This window comes from Sorangium sp. So ce302 (assembly GCF_051530145.1).
Lineage (GTDB): Bacteria > Myxococcota_A > Polyangia > Polyangiales > Polyangiaceae > Sorangium > Sorangium cellulosum_B.
In genome coordinates this window covers 519,538-534,830 of sequence record NZ_CP150326.1, presented here as the reverse complement: position 1 = coordinate 534,830, position 15,293 = coordinate 519,538, and the positions used below count along the sequence as shown (strand labels likewise).

9 protein-coding genes are annotated in these 15,293 nt (G+C 70.3%); 5 read left to right on the top strand and 4 right to left on the bottom strand.

All coding sequences use genetic code 11. From position 1 onward, the window contains the following. Positions 1–8 precede the first annotated feature (8 nt). Positions 9–2,372 carry an autotransporter assembly complex protein TamA gene (locus WME73_RS02015; protein ID WP_437914583.1) on the bottom strand — a complete coding sequence of 788 codons (2,364 nt, stop codon included), beginning with the start codon at positions 2,370–2,372 and terminating at the stop codon, positions 9–11. A gap of 272 nt (positions 2,373–2,644) precedes the next feature. On the opposite strand from WME73_RS02015, the gene WME73_RS02010 reads away from it, so the two are divergent. The 3 genes from WME73_RS02010 (at position 2,645) to gspC (ending at position 6,305) form a co-directional block, all read left to right on the top strand. Continuing rightward, on the top strand, positions 2,645–3,205 hold the full coding sequence (locus tag WME73_RS02010; RefSeq protein WP_437914582.1) for a ubiquinol-cytochrome c reductase iron-sulfur subunit: 561 nt from the start codon (positions 2,645–2,647) through the stop codon (positions 3,203–3,205). Beyond that, positions 3,202–4,995, top strand: a complete 1,794-nt coding sequence (locus WME73_RS02005; protein WP_437914581.1) for a cytochrome b N-terminal domain-containing protein — start codon at positions 3,202–3,204, stop codon at positions 4,993–4,995. The genes WME73_RS02010 and WME73_RS02005 overlap by 4 nt, the downstream gene beginning before the upstream one ends. 350 nt (positions 4,996–5,345) lie before the next feature. Further along, positions 5,346–6,305: a type II secretion system protein GspC gene (gspC, locus tag WME73_RS02000; protein WP_437914580.1), complete on the top strand. Its 960-nt coding sequence runs from the start codon at positions 5,346–5,348 to the stop codon at positions 6,303–6,305. Positions 6,306–6,331: 26 nt separating this feature from the next. Here gspC and WME73_RS01995 read toward each other — a convergent pair whose 3' ends face one another. Both WME73_RS01995 and WME73_RS01990 read right to left on the bottom strand, forming a co-directional pair. Next, a complete protein-coding gene (locus tag WME73_RS01995) occupies positions 6,332–7,933 on the bottom strand; it encodes a serine/threonine-protein kinase (RefSeq protein WP_437743880.1) in 1,602 nt (533 codons plus the stop codon). 165 nt (positions 7,934–8,098) lie between these two features. Beyond that, entirely contained in the window at positions 8,099–8,701 is a 603-nt protein-coding gene (locus WME73_RS01990) for a hypothetical protein (RefSeq protein WP_012232997.1), read from the bottom strand. Between the two features lie 436 nt (positions 8,702–9,137). Between WME73_RS01990 and treS the strand changes: the two genes are divergently transcribed. Together treS and WME73_RS01980 are read left to right on the top strand one after the other, a co-directional pair. Then, on the top strand, positions 9,138–12,530 hold the full coding sequence (gene treS / locus WME73_RS01985) for a maltose alpha-D-glucosyltransferase (protein WP_437743879.1): 3,393 nt from the start codon (positions 9,138–9,140) through the stop codon (positions 12,528–12,530). Positions 12,531–12,570: 40 nt separating this feature from the next. Next, the gene (locus WME73_RS01980) at positions 12,571–13,125 is read left to right on the top strand and encodes a hypothetical protein (RefSeq protein WP_437914579.1); all 555 of its coding nucleotides are present in this window, start codon (positions 12,571–12,573) and stop codon (positions 13,123–13,125) included. 23 nt (positions 13,126–13,148) lie between these two features. Here the strand turns inward: WME73_RS01980 and WME73_RS01975 are convergent, their stop codons facing one another. Then, on the bottom strand, positions 13,149–14,780 hold the full coding sequence (locus WME73_RS01975) for a protein kinase domain-containing protein (RefSeq protein WP_437743877.1): 1,632 nt from the start codon (positions 14,778–14,780) through the stop codon (positions 13,149–13,151). Between the last annotated feature and the right edge of the window lie 513 nt (positions 14,781–15,293).

Here is a 15,293-nt window from a genome sequence, read left to right as displayed (position 1 = left end):
ACCGCACGTCAGAACGCCTCGCCGATCGCCAGGTTCACGGCGATGGGCAGCACATCGAACAGCTTGCCCGGGGGCCGCTCGTCCGCGGGCCAGCCTGCTGCTTCTGTCTCGTTGCAGACGCCGAGCACCTGCAAGCAGGGGATGCGGTAGCCGACGTCGAAGCGCAGCGGTCCGACCGGGGTGACGTAGCGCAGCCCGAAGCCCGCCGAGAGGTGCAGGCGCTGCGCTCCCGAGCGGAACAGCCGGTGCTCCCGGGTGACATCGCCGGCGTCGGCGAAGATCACCGTACCGAGGCTCTCGCCGAGCGGTATCCGCAGCTCCAGGCTCGTCTCCCACAGCAGACGGCCGCCGATGGGGACCAGCGGGGCGTCCTCCTCGTCGGCGCTGTCGCCGGCTGTCAGGCTCGGCACGCGGGCGTGCGGGCCGACCTCGTTGTACCCGTATCCGCGGTTGCTGGTCGCGCCGCCGCTGAAGAACCCGCGGAACTGCATCAGCTGAAGGTCGGCCCCCACGTCTCTCCGGCAACGGTCCCTGTCCACGCCCGCGAGGGCGTCGCACTGGGCAGGATCCACGGAGGCGTCGCCGTAGTCGCCCGTGAACAGCCACCCGGTCATCAAGCGGAAACCCAGCGTCCATCTCCTCGAAACAGGGAAGTAGGCGCGAAACTCGGGCTGAAGGCGGATGTCGCGCGCGGAGTGAAACCGCCTGTCCCGCTCGTCCTGCGCCTTCTCGCCGACCAGGGCCTCTGCGATCGCGGTGTCGAACGCCAGATAGCCGGCCAGCTGCGTGTCCAGCGCGATGTAATAGCCGTGATGGGGGGTGACCCTGTCGGGCTTCCCCGCCTCGTTCAGCCGGCGGTCATAGGACACAAGCGCCTGGAGGTAAGGGATGAAGAGGGTCCCGAACCCGGAGGGCAGCCGCGCCGAATTGTAGGTGAACGGGCTGTTCAGCTGGACGTTGTAGAGGAGGGCCGCGTTCAGGTCCGATTTCAGGAAGGGCCGCTCGACGCCGATGGAACCGACGTACTCGCGGTAGCCGACGATCGCGTGCTCCGGAGCCTCCTGGGCAGCCTCTGGTGCAGCTCCTGACTCCCCCTCGCCGGCGCCCCCCTTGTCCGGCTTGGTGCAGAACTCACCTGTCTGGGGGCAGTAGAGCTTGAACGAGCCGCGCAGCACCGCGGCCGTGCGCCGCTCGATCGCCCCGGGCTGGCGGAGCTCGGACCGGAGCTGGATCTCCGGCAGGAGGCGGAACGTGTCCCCGAGCTCCTTGCCGAGCAGGTTCGAGAACTCCACCGGATAGAAGACGAGCCCCGGCCGGGCCTCGATGCTGAAGCGGCGCAGCCCCCCGAGGAAATTGCGATCTTCCCACCCGGCGACGAGGTGCGCCTCGACGCGCGAGCCGACCTCGGCGCCTCCGCCGAGCTTCACGGCGCGCAGCGCGGACGGCTGCACGGAGAAGGTCACGGGGACGACAGGGTTCCTGGGCTGTCCGGGCGGCGCGAGCTCGGGCTTCACGGCGACGGAGCCGAACACGCCGAAGTCGGCGAGCGCCTGCTCTGCGTCCGCCAGATCCGCGGTCGAGAAGCGCTCGCCCTCCTCGATGCCGATCGCCGTCCTGACGGGCCCCTCGGGCAGCTCGCCGAGCCCCTCGAGCTTGACCTTGCCGAACCTGCACTCGGGGCCGAGCTCGATCGTGTAGCGGACCCGCGCCTCGTTCTTCACGAGGTCGACGTCGACGTGCCCCTCCACGTTCGCGTAGGCGAAGCCGCGATCCGTGAGCACCCGGAGCAGGTTCTTCTTGAGCTCCTCGTAACGAGCCTCGTCCAGGCGCTCGCCGACCTTGAGCTCGTCCTTCGCCTCGGTCACCGGCCGGCCGATGTCCCTGCCCTTCTCCAGGGTCCAGTCCCGCCACGCGAGATCCACCGACGCGATCTTCACCGGCGCGCCCTCGGAGACGACGATGCGCACCCGCACGCGCCCCTCCTTGCCGGGGCCGCCGAAGCGCTGCACCCGCGCCGCCCGCACCCGCGCCCCGTAGAACCCGCGCGCGCGGTAGTACCGCTCGATGCGGGCCAGGTCCCGCTCGAGGACGAACCGGTCGAAGCGCTCGTACTCGACCGTGAGCGCGTCCCAGACGCTCAGGATCGGCACGGGCTCGAGCGCGCCGCCGAGGAGGCGCGAGCTCTCGGCCGTCGCGATCCGCGCGGCGAGCTCGTCGCCGCTGATCACGTCGTCGCCGTCGAACGAGACGTCCTCGATGGCGCACCCGCTGAGGTCGGGACGCGTACACGCTGGCGGTTGACGCGAAGCGGCACACGCGGAGGCCCCGAGCACGGCGAACATCACGAGCGCTGCGGCGACGGGACGAGGCATCGGGACCTGGACAACTGAAAGAGAACTTTCGGCTGTGCCGGCCGAAGCGCAATCGCCCCGATGTGCGCGATGGCGAGGATTCAACGTTACGCCTGTGTTTTCGATATGCTGCGTCCGCTTCGGCCGCCGGGGGCCCCGCTCCAGTCTGGGCGGCCTTCGAACAGTGGCGCGAGCGAGGGAGAGCCTACGAGATGGCAGAGCCGACGCAAAAGGAACCTGGTGCCGGTGGGTACCTCGGACATGGATTGCCGCACGAACCTGGGCCTCACGGGGTGCCCGCGAGCGCCGGCGCGCCGTCCGCGGGCCCGGCCCCCGAGGAGCGGCGTGGCGCCCTGAAGGCGCTCGTGGCGATCGGCGGTCTGGCCTGCGCCGGCGCGATCGCCGTACCGGCGGCGAGCTTCATCGCGGCTCCCGCCGCGGGCAGCGCCGGCGCCGCGGGCGGGCGCGAGCGCTGGGTCCGGGTCGGGCGCCTCGCGGACCTCCCGCCGGGTGAGCCGCGGCGGCTCAAGGTGATCGGCGAGGAGCGCGACGCCTTCACGGTCGCGAAGGACCAGATGCTCGGCGCGATCTGGGTCATCCGGGAGGGCGAGAAGATACGCGCGATGAGCGCCACGTGCCCCCACCTCGGCTGCGGGATCGATCTCAACGACGACAAGAAGAGCTTCAACTGCCCGTGCCACGCGTCACGCTTCGGCCTGTCGGGTGCGCCTGAGACGGGGCCGTCCCCGCGCCCCATGGATCCGCTCGCGACGCGGGTCGTCGATGGCTGGCTCGAGGTGGACTTCCGGCGCTACCGTGACGGGGTCGCCGAGCTCCAGGAGATCGCAGGATGAGCCTCGGCGACTGGCTGAACGAGCGCATAGGACACCGCGAGCCGCTGCGCCGGTTCCTCGACGCGCCGATCCCCGGCGGCGCGCGCATCGGTTACGTGTGGGGAGGCGCGCTCGCGCTGCTGCTGCTCGTCGAGGTCGTCACGGGCGCGCTGCTCATGTCGGCGTACGCCCCGAGCGCGACCACGGCGTGGGCGAGCGTCGCGCACATCAACTTCACCCTGCGCGCCGGGTGGCTCATCCGAGGCCTCCACTACTTCGGAGCGCAGGCGCTCGTCATCTTGATCGCGATCCACGTGGCGCGGATCGCGCTCCACGGGGCGTACCGCGCGCCGCGCGAGATCGGCTGGTTTTTGACCCTCGGCCTGCTCGGCGTGATCCTCGGCTTCACCTTCACGGGCAACCCGCTCCCGTGGGACCAGGACGGCTACTGGGGCGCGCGCGTCGAGACGGGCATCATGGGCTCGGTCCCGGTGGTCGGGTCGTTCACGCAGCAGCTCGTCATCGGCGGGAGCTCGCTCGGCCACCTGACGCTGACGCGGCTCTACAGCCTGCACGTCTTCGTGCTGCCGGCGGTCATGGCCTTGCTGCTCGCCGCGAGCTTCGCGCAGTTCCGCAGGCACGGCTTCGGCACGCCGCACGGCGCCGACCTCGGCAAGGCGGATCGGTTCTACCCGAAGCAGCTCGGCCTGATCCTGCTGGCCGTGGCGCTCGTGCTGGTCGTCGTGTTCGATCTCGCGGCCATGGGGCACGGCGCCCCGCTCGAGGCGCCGGCGGATCCCGTCAGCGACTACAACGCCCGCCCCGCCTGGTACTTCCGCCCGCTCTTCGAGCTGCGCAAGTACTTCCCTGGCTCGCTGGAGCTCATCGCGACCGTCGGCCTGCCGGGGGTGGTCGGGCTGTACCTTGCCCTGCTGCCGTTCATCGACAGGAAGCCCGGCCCGCTCCGCGCGCGGCTGCCGGCGCTCGCGCCGCTGTTCTTGATCGGCCTCGGGGCCGTCGGCCTGCTGGGGAAGTCGTTCGTGAAGGACGCGAAGGACGAGGGCTTCCAGCGCTCGGAGGCGCAGAGCGCCGCGCGGACCGCGCGCGCGGTGGCGCTGTTCAAGCAAGGCGTCCCGCCCGAGGGAGCGCTCGCGATGCTCCGGAACGACCCGGAGACGCGCGGCGAGGACCTCTACAAGAAGGAGTGCGCGAGCTGCCACCGGCTCAACGATCTCGGCCCGCCGAAGGACAAGCAGACGGCGCCGGACCTCACCGGGTTCGGGACGAAGGCCTGGGCGCTCGAGGTGCTGAGGGATCCCGACGCCGACCACCTCTTCGGCAAGACGGCGTTCAAGGAGATGATGCCGTCGGCGGTGAAGCCGCCCGCGGATCCCGAGGCGGCGAAGGTGTTCACGCCGATGAGCGCGGCCGACCAGGAGACGATCGCCGCGTTCCTCGAGGGGCAGGCGCGCGGGGAGCCCGGCGCCGGGACGCCCGGAGAGAAGATGGTCCGGCAGCGGTGCACGAGCTGCCACCGGCTCGACGGCAAGACCGACGACGAGGAGTCGGCCGCCCCCGAGCTCCGCGGCTGGGCCTCGGTCGCGTGGATCGAGGCGCAGATCACGAACCCCGGCAGCGGCAAGGCCTACCCGCCGGCCGCGATGGCGAAGGACCTGGAAGGCCACATGCCGGCGTTCGAGGAGAAGCTCTCCGCGAACGACCGGAAGGTCCTCGCCGCCTGGGTGTACCGCCGCGGCCGCGGTGAGCCCGGGACGACGGTCGCCGCCAAGGCGCCCGACAAGAAGCCCTGAGCGAGCCGCCCGCCGGCGCTCGCTGCCCCGCCCTTTCCTCCTCTCGATCCCCCTCTCGATGAGCGCCGCCGCGGCGCGCGCGGCTCGTGGACGCTCGCGCGGCTCGTGGACGCGCGCCGATCCGTTCGGGTCAAGGCGCGCGCTCTGACAGGCGCTCGCGCGGGCGCTCCGGCGCGACGGGCCGGCACGCGCGGTGCTGCGCGTCCCGAGAGGGAGGGTCGGTGGCGACATTGTGCACGGTCGCCTCCACGCCGGCGTGCGCGCGGCGCTCGCCTCGCGCGCACGCTGGCGTGCGCGCGGCGCTCGTCCCGCGCGCGGGCGGCGATCGAGCCCCAGAAAGAGCAGGACCCGTGGACCTGGATGCGGCTGTGAAGCACCACTTCCTGTGGATCGCGGGCACGATGATCGCGTCCGCCGCCTACTTTCAGGCGTCGGGGGTGTCTCACTTGATCGGGAGGACGATCATCCCGGACAGAGCCACAAGGCTCTCTTCCACGCCCCCTGCGTCCCACCGCGCGCTGCGCGACGGCCTCCACGCGACGAGCGCTGAAGCGATCCTCCAGCGCAACCCGTTCGACTCGGCGACGGGGCCACTCCTCCCGCCCCCGGGCGGCGCTCCCGAGGAGCGCGCGCCGGCGGCGCACGGCGATCCGTGGAGCGATCCGACCTGTGACGCCGGACGCGTGGTGCTCATCGCGGCGTCGCAGGACGCCGCGTGGTCGTTCGCGGCCATCGAGGGCCCCGACGGGCAGACGCAGCTCCGCCGGCTCGGCGGCGACGCGGCGGGAGGCACGCTCACGCGCATCGCGTGGGACCGCGTCTGGATCACCTCGGGCGGCGCCCGCTGTCAGATGCAGCTCGGGAAGCTCGGGAAGGGTGCGCGCGAGGAGGCGCCCGCGCCGCAGCCCCGGCCTCAGGCGAGGCCGGTCGGGAGCGACAACAACCTGAACTCGATCCCGCCGGAGATCGCCGCCCGCATCCGGCGGGTGAGCGCCACGGAGTTCAACGTCGACCGCGCGGCGGTCGATCAGATCCTCGAGCAGCAGGCGCTCCTCATGCGCTCCGCCAGGGTGATCCCGGAGCGACGAGGAGACCAGGTTGTCGGGCTGAAGCTCAGGATCAGGCGAGGCTCGCTGCTGGAGACGCTCGGGCTGGAGAGCGGAGATACCCTGAGGTCGATCAACGGCTTCGACGTCACCGATCCCCAGAAGGCGCTGGAGGCCTACGCGCGGCTCCGGACCGCGAACCGCCTGTCCGTCGCGATCGAGCGCGGCGGACAGCTGATGACGGTCGACTTCAACATCCGCTGAGGACCTGGGCCGGGCGCGCGCGGAGCTCAGCCGAAGGCGTCGACGGCCGCCCTGGCCGCCTGGCCCGAGAGCGACGGCGGCGCGACCGCCTCCCACCACGCCGCCGCGTGCTGCTCGGTCCAGTCGGCGTCCATGCGGAGCGCGGCGAGCCGCTCGGACAGCTCGCGCGCCGACTGCGGCCGCCGCGCGGGGTCCTTCTCGAGGCAGTCGAGCACGATGCGGTCGAGCGCGGGCGGGATCGCGCGCGCCGCGCGCTTCGAAGGCGCGACGGGCGCCTCCGTCGCGTGGAGCAACATCGTCTTCATCGCCGTCTCGGCCTCGAACACGAGGGCGCCGGTGAGCAGCCAGTAGGCGACGCACCCGAGCGCGTAGATGTCGGTCCGGCCGTCGATCGGGCGGTCGCCCAGCACCACCTCCGGGGCCATGAACGCGGGCGTGCCGGTGATCGCGTTGTCCGCCGTCAGCTTGGAGGGATCCGCGTCTTTCCTGCGCTGGGCCACCAGCCCGAAGTCGAGCACCTTCAAGAAGTCGAGATCTGCGCCGTAGCGGCACAGAAAGAGGTTGGCGGGCTTGATGTCGCGGTGCACGAAGAAGGCCTTGTGCGCCTCGTGGAGCGAGTGGCAGGCCTGCCGGAGCAGGTGGACCACGCGCGCGGGCGGCTGCGGGCCGTCCAGCTTGACGAGGGTGTCGAGGTCCATGCCGTCGAGCAGCTCCATCACGTAGTAGAACGACCCGTCGCGGGCGACGCCGAAGTCGAAGATGCCGATCGTGTGCGGCGATCGGAGCGCGGCGGTCGCCTGCGCCTCGCGCTCGAACCGCGCCTTCGCGTTGCCGTTGCTCGATGGCTCACCCTGGAACGCCTCGGGCCGGATCAGCTTCACGGCCGCGGGGCGGGCGAGCATCCGGTGCCTCGCCCGCCACACCTCGCCCATGCCGCCGCCGCCGAGCCGCTCGACGAGCCGGTAGCTGCCGAGCTCCCGCGCCGCGTCGAGCTTGCGCCCGAGCCCGAAGACGACGCGCGACACGAGGACGGAGAGCGCGAGCGCGATGACGCTCGGGAAGAAGCGGCGGAGCATCGCCTCGTACGAGGGCGGATCCATGAAGCCCGAGCGGACGAGCACCCAGAGGCAGGCCGGATCGGTGAGGATCGCCAGCGTCGAGGTGAACAGCGTGCGCACGCTCGGGGCGGGGACGATGATGGGAAACATGAGCACCCAGACGGCCACCGGCGGCCATCCCGGCAACACCGGCCCCTCCGGCCACGGCTGCGCGTTGGAGATGACCGAGAGCAGCGCGGCGCCCAGGATCTTGTAGGCGAACGAGAGATCGACGATCCGCGGCGGCGACAGGAGCCCCTTCCGCGCGATGACGAAGAGCGCGGCCGAGACCAGCATGAACGGCAGGAAGACCGCGACGCGGATCGGGTACGGGCCGAGCTCGAGGCCCGGGAAGATCTCCGACACGAGGAAGCCGAGGGACCCCGCCACGATCGTGCAGAGCGCCATCCACGCGACGCGCCTCGTCGCCTCCTGCTCGAGGTCCGGGGGGAGGCGCGGCGACAGCCACTCCCAGCGCGGCCTCGCGCAGGTCTTGCTGGCGTCGGGGCCGAGGAAGACGGTCTCGCTCATGGAGTCGCGCGCGCGGCCCACGGCCGCGTCGGTCTGCTCTAGGGGAGGAGGACGGCGGCGGGAATAGAAGAGTCGCGCGCGAGGCGCACGCCTCTCGGCACGCGCACGGCCGGGCGTCCTCGCGTGCGGGCGGACTCGGCCAGCCCGCGCGGGGGAGCGTTACTTTTACTTGATGAAGACCTGCGCGGCCGCGATCCCCGCGCCCTTCGTCGCCTTGAGGATCACCTTGCCCGGACCGCCGATCGGCAGGGGGTTCTTCCAGCAGCCGGAGGCCTTGCCGCCGAGCGTCGCCGCGGCGCCGGTGGTGCTGTCCTGCGCGAGCACGACGGGCGGCAGCGCGGGCGCGGGCTGCGAGACGAGCTGGATGTCGAGCTCCTGGACCCCGAGGCCGATGCCGACGACGGTGTAGCACTTGCCGGGCGAGATGTTGATCTGCTGCTCGAGCGCCTGGCCCTCCTGGAACTGCCCCGCGAACGGCCCGCCGTCCGGCTTCATCCCCGGGGCCTCCGTCGTGCCCATCCCTTGCAGGATCGGCGTCGCGGCCACCGCGGCGACCGGCGGGATCGGCGTGGCGGCGGAGCCCGCGGGCGCGGCGGTGGTGGTGGGCGTGGGCACCGCCGTCGCCGGCGTGGTCGGCACGGCAGAGGCGCACCACTGGCCCGGAGGGCACGGGTTGTTGGGGTCGATCGTCGGCTCGGGGGTCGACGAGCACGCGAGCGCTCCGAGCGCGGCGAGGGAGAGCGGGAGTACGTGGAAGACACGCATCATGAGAATGCTCCTTCGATGGGCATGAGCTCGCCCGATCGCAGAACGAGTGCCAGCGCTTCTTACACCGGCTGCGGTTCGACGTGTGGGCCGAGCTCACGAAGCAGCGATCTCGACAGCGCGCGGGGTGCAACCCGAGCGCAAACGAGCGCAACCGGATGCAAGCCGAACGCAACCGCGCCGCTTTGCGCCCCGCGCTTGGCGTGCTACCGAAGTCGGGCACGCGTGGTCTTGCAATCCCGAGTAGTTAAACTATACACGTGATCCGCGTCATCTGCGTGGGGACGGCAGTGCGCGCCCAGTGGCGGACTCCGCAGCGTGCCTTGCCTCCCTGGCCACCTCTGGCCCGGGTGGCGTGCTCACGCCGCACAGGGCCCGAGCCGCTGCATCCTGTGCGCCCGGCGTCGTCGCGCGGACAACGCGCATCGCCGGAGCAGCCATGAGCCAGGATCAAAAGCCCCCTCCCGCCGAAGGCAGCGCCCTCTGGTACAAGGACGCGATCATCTACGAGGTCCATGTCCGCGCGTTCAGCGACTCGAACGCGGACGGCATCGGCGACTTCGAGGGGCTCGTCGACAAGCTCGATTACCTCCAAGATCTCGGCGTCACCGCGATCTGGCTCCTGCCCTTCTACCCCTCGCCGCTGCGCGACGGCGGATACGACATCGCGGACTACGCCAACATCAACCCGTCTTACGGGACCCGGCGCGAGTTCGCCCGCCTCCTGCGCGAGGCGCACCGCCGCGACATCCGCGTCATCACCGAGCTCGTCCTGAACCACACCTCGAACGAGCATGAGTGGTTCCAGCGGGCGCGGACCTCGCCCAAGGGCTCGCGCTGGCGCGATTTCTACGTGTGGAGCGACACGCCGCACCGCTACAAGGACGCCCGGATCATCTTCAAGGACTTCGAGACATCGAACTGGGCCTGGGATCCGGTCGCCAACGCCTATTACTGGCACCGCTTCTACTCCCACCAGCCCGACCTCAACTTCGAGAACCCGGACGTCCACGCCGCCGTCTTCAAGGTGGTCGACTTCTGGCTGGAGATGGGCGTCGACGGGCTCCGGCTCGACGCCGTGCCGTACCTCTACGAGCGCGAAGGGACGAACTGCGAGAACCTGCCGGAGACGCACGAGTTCTTGCGGAAGCTCCGGCGCCACATCGACGCGAACTTCGCCGATCGCATGCTCCTCGCGGAGGCCAACCAGTGGCCCGCCGACGCCGCGGCGTACTTCGGGAGCGGCGACGAGTGCCACATGAACTTCCACTTCCCGCTCATGCCCAGGATGTTCATGGCGGTCGAGCTCGAGGACAGCTTCCCGATTGTCAACATCCTGAAGCAGACGCCCGTTGTCCACGAGACCTGCCAGTGGGCGACGTTCCTCCGGAACCACGACGAGCTGACGCTCGAGATGGTGACCGACGAGGACCGGGACTACATGTACCGCGTCTACGCGCAGGAGCACACGGCGCGCATCAACCTGGGCATCCGCCGGCGGCTCGCCCCGCTCATGAAGACGCGGCGCAGGATCGAGCTGATGAACGCGCTGCTCTTCTCGCTGCCGGGGACCCCCGTCCTCTACTACGGCGACGAGATCGGGATGGGCGACAACATCTATCTCGGCGATCGCGACGGGGTGCGCACGCCGATGCAGTGGAGCGCCGATCGGAACGCCGGATTCTCCAGGGCGAACCCGCAGAAGCTCTATCTGCCGATCATCATCGACCCCGAGTACCACTACGAGGCGATCAACGTCGAGGCGCAGCAGCAGAACCCGGCTTCGCTCCTCTGGTGGATGAAGCGGCTCATCACCCTGCGCAAGCAGAACAAGGTGCTCGGCCGCGGGACGATCGAGTTCCTGCACCCGGACAACAGCAAGGTGCTCGCGTTCATCCGCGCGCACGCGGACGAGCGGCTGCTCATCGTCGCGAACCTCTCTCGGTACGCGCAGCACGTCGAGCTCGATCTCGCGCGCTTCGAGGGCATGGTGCCTGTCGAGCTGTTCGGCAGGAGCCGCTTCCCGGAGATCACGAGCCGCGGTTACTCCCTGTCGCTCGGTCCGCACGACTTCTTCTGGTTCGCGCTGGAGCCGGCGACGCCGGCGATCTCCGCGGGCGACGCCGAGGCGCCCGCGATCGCGACGAAGGGCTCGTGGCGGACGCTCCTCTCCCCGGAGGGGCGCAGGGTGCTCGAGCCGGCGCTCGGGAAATTCATCGCGGCGCGGCGCTGGTTCCGCGGCAAGGCGCGCACGCGGCGCGCCACGACCCTCGCGGACGTCATCCCGATCCTGCGCAGCGAGCAGACCGCGGCGGAGCACTACCTCCTGCTCGCGCGCGTCGAGTACACGGACGGCTCGCCGGAGACGTATGTCGTGCCGATCGGCTTCGCCACGGGCGACTACGCGCGGACGCTCGCGACGCGCGCGCGTCACGCGGTGATCGCGGACGTCACGATCCGCGATCCCGAGCCGGAGAGCGCGGCGGCGCCAGAGGGCGTCCTCTACGACGCGCTGGCGACCCCGGAGTTCGCCGCGCTCGTCCTCGCCGCGATCCGGGCGCAGGGGGTCGCGACGGGCTCCGTCGGCGAGCTCCACGCGCTGCCGCTCGGGACGACGCTCGAGACGCTCGGCGCCGAGAGAGAGCTCCCGGCGCGCATCTCCGAGAGCGAGCAGAGCAACACGACCATCATCTACGGCGACAAGCTCCTCCTCAAGATCTTCCGGCAGGTCGAGGAGGGCATCAACCCGGAGCTCGAGATCGGCCGGTTCCTGACGGAGCACCAGTTCCCTGCGACGGCGCGGCTCGCCGGGGCGATCGAGTACCAGGCCCGCGGTCGCGAGGCGACCACGGTGGCGATGCTCCAGGAGTACGTGCAGAGCCAGAGCGACGCGTGGACGAGCACGCTCGAGGCGCTGAACCGCTTCTTCGAGCGGGTGCTCGCCGACGAGGAGACGGCGAAGGGGGGCGCGCCGCCGATGCCGGCCGGCACGCTGGTCGACGCGTCGCGCGCGACGCCGCCGCCGCTCGTGAACCAGCTCATGGGGACCGAGATCGTGAGGATGCGGCTGCTCGGCGAGCGCACAGCGCAGCTCCACCTCACGCTCGGCAAGCACAGCAAGGACCCCGCGTTCGGGCAGCAGTCGTTCTCGACGCTGCACCAGCAGTCGATCTTCCAGTCGGCGCACGGCATGCTCTCGCGCACCTTCGCGCTGCTGAGGAAGCGCGAGCGCTCGCTCCCCGAGAACGTGCGGGAGCAGGTGTCGGCGATGCTGCCGCGCGAGGCCGAGATCAACGCGAAGCTCCAGCAGATCGTGTCGAGGAAGTTCGACATCCCCCGCATCCGGACGCACGGCGACTTCCACCTCGGCCAGGTGCTCTCGACGGGCGACGACTTCATCCTGATCGATTTCGAGGGGGAGCCGGCGAGACCGCTGAACGAGCGCCGCTACAAGCGCGGCCCGCTCCGGGACGTGGGCGGGATGCTGCGATCGTTCGACTACGCCGGCGCCTCGGCGCTCCGGGACGCTCGCCTCCGGCCCGAGGACGTCGCCGTCCTCAAGCCGTGGACCGACGCCTGGGTGACGTGGATCTCGGCGAGCTACCTCGCGGGATACATGGAGACGGTCGCGCGCGCTCAGGCGACCGCCGAGCCGCGGACCGACGAGACGGCGCCGTACGTGCCCGCGAGCGACGCGGACATGGTGCTCCTGATCGACTTCTACATGCTCGAGAAGTGCATTTACGAGGTCGGCTACGAGCTCAACAACCGGCCTGACTGGCTGGACATCCCGCTGCGCGGGCTGGAGCGTCTGATCACGCCCAGAGCATAGGAGCGCTGGTGGCGCGATGATCCGGCTGGAGCTCGCGGGCATGCATACGCGGTTGCACTCGACGTTGTGCGGCTCATGCCCGCAGGGCCCGACGGGTTGCTGCGCCAGCCCGCCGGGGGTCGAGTGGTCGGACATCGGGCGGATCGCCTCGCTCGGCGGCGTTGACTGGCTGCTCGAGCAGATGGCCGCGGGCAACCTGCGCCCGGGCCAGCGCGGCCTGCTCATCCTGCGGGTCGAGCCCCAGGGCAGCGATTGCGGAGCGCTCCCCAAGAGGTGCGCTTTCCACGGTCATGAGGGCTGCACCATCCCCCCCGAGCGGCGCGCGGCGACGTGCAACTACTATGTTTGCGATGACGCCTTCGCGCACGGAGGCGAGCCTCGCGGGGACCCTGAGGCGCTGGCCGGCCGCAAGGCGCATGACGCGCTCGTGGATCTCTACGGGAGCTGGGATCTCGAGCTCGCCGACCGCATACGCGAGCGCTGGCCCGACGGGCCTCCATGGAACCTCGATTTCCTCGACTGGCTCGGTCGAGAAGTCCGCCGCCTCGCCGCCAGGGCAGCGCCCTCCATGCGGGTCCTCCGGGCCGGCACCTGAAGTATCCCCCTCTGACCGCCGCTCTAATTTGAAGGGATTGCGCTGACGTCCTGACGCCGGAGCGCGACGGTGCGCTCGACGACGTCCGACGCGGAGAGCTGCAGGAAGATCGACACGTCGACCCAACCGGCCCTGGACACCACGACGACCTGCATCCCTTGAGGCAGCTCGACGCTGAGGGGCGTCTTGCCGAGCATGGTCCCGTTCCAGCTCACGTTCGCGTCTGCGGGCTCGCTCTTGATCGTGACCTTGGCCTTCAGCGGGCCCGGTTCGAGCGCCGTCGCAGCCGTGGACACGGCAGCAGGCTGCTCCGACGCGACGGGCTCCAGCGAGCGCTCGCGGAACATCACGAAGGCCCCCGCGGCGAGCAGCGCGACCACCCCGAGCACAGAGGCGAGATACCCACGCTGCCGCCAGGACGAGGCGCGCCCCACCGTCGCGCCCAGGCTGCCGGGATCGACGGCCGGGGGCTCGTGATGATGGTGGGCGGGGAGGCTGTGGCTTTGATCGCTGAGGAGGGGTAGACCGGCCGCGGTCGCGGAGGGCCACATCGAGCGGTTCATCCCCATGACCATCGAGGCGCGGGGGAACTCTCCGACCATCGAGGCGCGCTGGATGTCGCCCGCGACGTCCAGCGAGCTCAGGTACTCGAACTGCGCGGTGACCTGCTGGCGCACGAGCGCCCTGCTCTCCGCGAACATCTCGAGCACGTGCGCGCCGAGCTGCTCCGTGCGGACGTCCTCGCCCGAGCCCCGCAGGTAACTCTCCAGCGCGTCGCCCATCTCCTGCGCGGTGGCGAACCGTCGATCGGGATCCCGCTGGAGGGCCCTCGCCACGATCTCATCGAGCGCCGGGTCGATGTCCGGCACGACGGCGGAGAGCCGCGGGATGTCCCGCGTGAGCAGCTGGTGCATCACGGCGACGTGGTCGCCATCGAACAGCCGCCGCATCGCCAGGAGCTCCCAGAGCACGATGCCGATGGCGAAGAGATCGGCCCGCCGATCGACGTCGGCGCTCGCCATCGCCTGCTCGGGCGCGGCGTAGGCCATCTTGCCCTTGAAGGTTCCGCTCTCGGTGTGCGCCGCGTTGAGGGCCGCCTTCGCGACGCCGAAATCGACGATCTTCACAGCTCCGTCGTACGTGACGAAGATGTTGTGGGGCGAGACGTCGCGGTGCACGATGCCGAGCAGACCGCCATCGAAGTCCGCGAGCTCATGCGCGTAGTGCAACCCGCGCAGCGCCTCGACGATGATCCTGACCCACGCCCCCCGCGTGAAGCTCGCGGCGCCAGGACAGCCGCTCACCACCGCCCTCACGACGTCCTTGAGCGGCTGGCCCTCGAGGTACTCCATCACGATGAAGTACCCGCCGCTCTCGCCCCCGATCTCGTAGGTCTGAACGACGTTGGGGTGATTGAGCCGGGCCGAGAGCTTGGCCTCGTCCAGGAACATCAGGACGTAGCGCGGGTCATCCGCCATCCCGACGCGGAGACACTTCACAACAACGAGCTTGTTGAACGACCCGGGCCCGCGGGAGACGGCCAGAAACACATCCGCCATCCCACCACGACCCAATTTTGCAATCAGGCGGTATCGACCAAGCAAGCTGTTGCTCGCTTGCTGGGTCGAAGAGATGGTTTGGCCGCCTGAATTCACGACATCCCCCGCTATAAGAGCTTAATTAGCCCGTTGACCTGGAGTTTGCAAAGACTTTTACGCCTGGAAACAATCCGCGCCCCCTGTAGACGCGTGCCGCGTTGCTCCATCGCCTGACCATCCATCGTGATGTCTTGGCGCAGCGCTCCATCGCCGGATTGCTGCGCAAGGGCACCCCTCCCGGGCGGCAGATGTCATGGTCCTAACGAAATGGCGCCGATCGAACCGGTACGCACGTGACCACACCCACCGGGTGCTCCTGTCGGCACACCCGGTGTTCCGCCACCGCTCCATTGTACACCAGGTACTTCAGGAGCGGTGGAACTGGATGCGTGTCGCAGGTCGATCCTTGAGACCCCCTCGGGGTCGCGCGAAACCAGCGGAGCACAGGCCCGCTGACACCAGAAGGGGCCAGTCAGTAATGGCGCATACATGTTCGGCGTCGAGGGCGGCGGCTCCTGAGCGGACCGTACGACCTCGGCTTCCCTGCGGAGCCGGGGGGCTCCGCAGGAA

Excerpts from the sequence above, each read along its gene's own strand:
- WME73_RS02015 (WP_437914583.1), bottom strand. The coding sequence starts at position 2,372 with ATGCCTCGTCCCGTCGCCGCAGCGCTCGTGATGTTCGCCGTGCTCGGG.
- WME73_RS02005 (WP_437914581.1), top strand. The coding sequence starts at position 3,202 with ATGAGCCTCGGCGACTGGCTGAACGAGCGCATAGGACACCGCGAGCCG.
- WME73_RS01995 (WP_437743880.1), bottom strand. The coding sequence starts at position 7,933 with ATGAGCGAGACCGTCTTCCTCGGCCCCGACGCCAGCAAGACCTGCGCG.
- WME73_RS01990 (WP_012232997.1), bottom strand. The coding sequence starts at position 8,701 with ATGATGCGTGTCTTCCACGTACTCCCGCTCTCCCTCGCCGCGCTCGGA.
- treS (WP_437743879.1), top strand. The coding sequence starts at position 9,138 with ATGAGCCAGGATCAAAAGCCCCCTCCCGCCGAAGGCAGCGCCCTCTGG.
- WME73_RS01980 (WP_437914579.1), top strand. The coding sequence starts at position 12,571 with ATGCATACGCGGTTGCACTCGACGTTGTGCGGCTCATGCCCGCAGGGC.